Raw genomic sequence first — 3,817 nt, forward strand, 5'->3', positions numbered from 1 at the left:
GCCAGGGCGAGTTCATGCGCCAGCTGCGCGGCCCGCTGGCGCCGCCGGCCTCGAGCGTGCCGCGCAGCTGGCGCATGAACTCGCCCTGGCTGGGCAGGCCGGTCAGCGCGTCGTAGCGCGACTGGCGCTGCAGCAGCTGGCGCTGGCTCAGCAGCTCGGTTTCGTCGGTGGCGGTGACGACCCGGAAGCGCAAGGGGCCGCCGGGCTCGGGAATGGTCGTGATGCTCAGCGCCAGCGTGCAGAAGCTGCCGTCGGCGCGCTGCAGCGAGACGTGGCCATGCCAGTCCTGGCCGGCATCCAGCGTGCGCTGCACGGCGGCGGGATCGTGGCCGGCGCGGAGCAGCGCATCGGGGGGCGCCGCGCGGCGCCCCAGCAACTGCTCACGCGGCTGGCCGGCGATGCGGCACCAGGCGGGGTTGGCATCCAGCACGCGCAGTTGCAGGTCGGTCACCAGCACGCCTTCCTGCAGATGCTGGAACAGCCCGGCGCTGATGCGCTCGCGCTCCGCGGCGGTGTGCTGGCCGCTGGCGTCGGCCAGCGTGCTCAGCAGGCGCAGCGCGCGGCCGCGGCGGTCACGCTGCTGGACCACGGTACGCAGTTCGTGCCAGCGCCATTCGCCGTTGCCGGGGCTGCGCAGGCGCAGCGTCTGGCGCTGTTCGGCCGCGCCGTCGGGCAGCAACTGGGCCCGCAGCGCCGCGCCGGCCTGTTCGCGGTCCAGCGGATGGGCGACCTCGTCCAGCCAGCCGTCCACCTGGCTGCGCCGGCTGGCGGGCACGCCGCCGGTGATGCGCTGCCAGGCGGGGGAGAAGGACATGCGCCCCAGCCGCAGGCTGCCGCCGAAGGGCAGGCGCCGCCAGTCGGCCGCGCCGATCTCGCCCAGCAGGCTGTGCTGGCGGTCCAGGCGCTGGCGTCGGCCGGCGGCATGGATGACCAGCGCGCAGCCGGCGAGGGAGCAGAACAGGCCGGCGGGAATCAGGGTGAGCGGCAGCACAGGCGATTTCGGGGATCGATGCCTGCCGTACTGGCCAAGGCTTGGGGTGGGCGGGAGCCGCGCGGATGCTATCAGCGCGATTTGCCAACTATTCCCGAAATCCCCCTCGATATGGATGGGGAGGAAACCCGCATTGATTTACCGCCCCGCCGCGGCGGGCACAAAAGGAAAAGCCACCCGTGGGTGGCTTTGCGTGCTTGCGCACGGTGGAAACCCTAGGCGGGCTTCAGACCATGAAATCTTCCAGCTTGGCGCCGCCGGTAATGGCCGCCTTCAGCCACTTGGGCTGCAGGCCGCGGCCGCTCCAGGTTTCACCGGTGGCCTTGTTGCGGTACTTGGCGGCCACCTTGGAGGTTTTGACCACCTTGGCCGTGCGCATGCTGAGGTCGGCGATCGTGAGCCCATATTCGGACATCAGCGACTTCACCTTGGAGACGGCTTCGCTGCGTTCGCGATCCTTGGTCTCGGCAATTTGTTCGTCCAGCGCAGCGCGCTGGGCCAAAAGGTCTTTCAACGATGCCATCTCAAATCCTCGAAGCGGTGGTTCGACAGGTGCCGACCTCGGGGATTATAGGCAGCAATGTTTCTGGATTTCCAGATTGAATATCAGACGCTTTGGCAGCAAACCAACGAATAAGGGGGCTTACTCCGCGGGCGGAACATACCCAGCCGGCTGCTCCGCGCCGCCGCCGAAGAAGAATTGCTCCATCTGACGCGCCAGATACTGGCGCGCGCGCAGATCGGCCAGATTCAGGCGGTTTTCATTGACCAGCATGGTCTGGTGCTTCATCCAGGCGGCCCAGGCCTCCTTGCTGACGCCTTCGTAGATGCGCTTGCCCAGCTCGCCGGGATAGGGGGCGAAGTCCAGGCCTTCACCTTCCTTCTTCAGATAAACACATTGCACGATGCGGGCCATGGCAGAAACCTCGGTTGTCTTGTTGGAGAGAAAGGAAAAATAGGCGGTCGGCTCAGGCCAGTCGTTTGACCAGCACCTGCGAGCGCCGGTCCCAGTTGTATTTGCGCTTGCGTTCCTCGGGCAGCCACTCGGGCTCGACCTGCTGGAAACCGCGCTTGATGAACCAGTGCATCGTGCGCGTGGTGAGCACGAATATGCTGGTCAAACCCATGGTCTTGGCGCGCTGCTCGACGCGCTTCAATATCCGGTCGCCGTCGCCCTGGCCCTGTACTTCGGCCGAAACCGTCAGGGCGGCCATTTCCGCGGTGCGCGCCTCCACATAGGGATACAGCGCCGCGCAGCCGAATATCACGCCGTCGTGCTCGATCACGGTGTAGTGCTCGATATCGCGTTCGATCTCGGTGCGGTCGCGCTTGACCAGCGTACCGTCGCGCTCGAACGGTTCGATCAGCGCAATGATGCCGCCGATATCGTCGGGCGTGGCCTCGCGCAGGCTTTCGAGTTTCTCGTCCACCACCATCGTGCCGATGCCGTCGTGGGTATAGACCTCCTGCAGCAGCGCGCCGTCGGCGGCGAAGGGAATGATGTGCGAGCGCTCGACGCCGGCCTGGCAGGCCTTGACGCAATGGCGCAGGTAGAAGGCCCATTCGGTGGGTTTGGGCTCGGTCGTCAGTTTCTCGAGCAGGCGCTGGGCATCGGCCAGGGCCAGTTCGGTATCGATGGCGCTCTCGGGGTCGTTGACGTCCTCGGGCACGCCGTCGGCCTCGCAGACGAAGACCAGCTTGTCGGCCTGCAAGGCGATCGCCGCGCTGGTGGCCACGTCCTCCATCGTCAGGTTGAAGGCCTCGCCGGTCGGCGAGAAGCCGAAGGGCGAGAGCAGCACGATGGCGCCGGTGTCGATCGCGCGCTGGATCGCCGCCGCGTCGACCTTGCGCACCAGGCCGCTCTGCTGGAAGTTGACGCCGTCGACGATGCCGACCGGCCGCGCGGTGAGGAAGTTGCCCGACACCACGCGCACGGTGGCGTTGGCCATCGGCGTGTTCGGCAGGCCCTGCGAGAAGGCGGCCTCGATCTCGAAGCGCAGCTGGCCGGCGGCCTCCTGCGCAGCGTCCAGCGCAACCTCGTCGGTGATGCGGATGCCGTGGCTGTATTGCGGCGTGATGCCCTTGGCCGCGAGCTGCTCGTTGACCTGCGGGCGGAAGCCGTGCACCAGCACGATCTTGATGCCCATCGCATGCATGATCGACAGGTCCTGCACGAAGACATTGAGCTTGTGCGCCGCCACCAGCTCGCCCGGCATGCCGACGACGAAGGTCTCGCCCCGGTACGCGTGGATGTACGGAGCGACGGCGCGGAACCAGGGGACGAAGGTGTGCGGGAAGACAAGACTCATGGGCCGCGATTGTGCCGCAGGGAGGGCTTGCCAGCCGGGCGTGGGGGCGCGAGCATCGGCGCTCCCAACCACCAGGAGCGAGACGATGGACGTGATGCAGACCCATGGCGCCTTCAGCTGGTCCGAGCTGATGACCGACGATCCCGCCAAGGCCGCCGATTTCTATGCCGGCCTGTTCGGCTGGACCGTCGAGGCGATGGAGATGCCGGGCATGACCTACCGCGTGGCCAAGGTGAACGGCACGCCGATCGCCGGCATGATGGCCTGCCCGGACCCGAGCCAGAAGATGCCGCCGAACTGGTCCTGCTATGGGACCGTCGACGCGGTGGACGAGACGGTGAAGCAGTGGACGGCGAAGGGCGGCACGGTGCTGATGCCGCCGACGGACATCCCCACGGTCGGCCGCATGGCCTGCCTGCGGGATCCGCAGGGGGCCGTGATCAACGTGATCACCTACGTCAAGCAGTGAAGTCGTCAGGGCGCGGATAATCCGCGCCCTGTGAATCAGTCTCCCGCC

Annotated in this window: 5 protein-coding genes; 1 reads left to right on the forward strand and 4 read right to left on the reverse strand. The window is 67.2% G+C overall.

Annotation, left to right across the window (positions count from 1 at the left end; translation table 11 throughout):
* The 4 genes from B0W88_RS30405 to argA form a co-directional block, all read right to left on the reverse strand.
* A partial coding sequence (locus B0W88_RS30405) for a PAS domain-containing protein (protein ID WP_144007082.1) occupies positions 1–991 on the reverse strand: 991 nt, incomplete at its 3' end.
* A 226-nt stretch (positions 992–1,217) separates the two neighbouring features.
* Entirely contained in the window at positions 1,218–1,514 is a 297-nt protein-coding gene (locus B0W88_RS30410) for an H-NS family nucleoid-associated regulatory protein (RefSeq protein ID WP_077038242.1), read from the reverse strand.
* A 120-nt stretch (positions 1,515–1,634) separates the two neighbouring features.
* A complete protein-coding gene (locus B0W88_RS30415) occupies positions 1,635–1,907 on the reverse strand; it encodes an oxidative damage protection protein (protein ID WP_077038243.1) in 273 nt (90 codons plus the stop codon).
* A gap of 52 nt (positions 1,908–1,959) precedes the next feature.
* Complete coding sequence (gene argA / locus B0W88_RS30420; RefSeq protein WP_077038244.1) at positions 1,960–3,300, reverse strand: amino-acid N-acetyltransferase; 1,341 nt, start codon at positions 3,298–3,300, stop codon at positions 1,960–1,962.
* An 85-nt stretch (positions 3,301–3,385) separates the two neighbouring features.
* On the opposite strand from argA, the gene B0W88_RS30425 reads away from it, so the two are divergent.
* Positions 3,386–3,769 carry a VOC family protein gene (locus tag B0W88_RS30425; protein WP_077038245.1) on the forward strand — a complete coding sequence of 128 codons (384 nt, stop codon included), beginning with the start codon at positions 3,386–3,388 and terminating at the stop codon, positions 3,767–3,769.
* The last annotated feature ends 48 nt before the right edge of the window (positions 3,770–3,817 follow it).

The sequence above is a fragment of the Pelomonas sp. KK5 genome (genome assembly GCF_001984095.1).
GTDB lineage: Bacteria > Pseudomonadota > Gammaproteobacteria > Burkholderiales > Burkholderiaceae_C > KK5.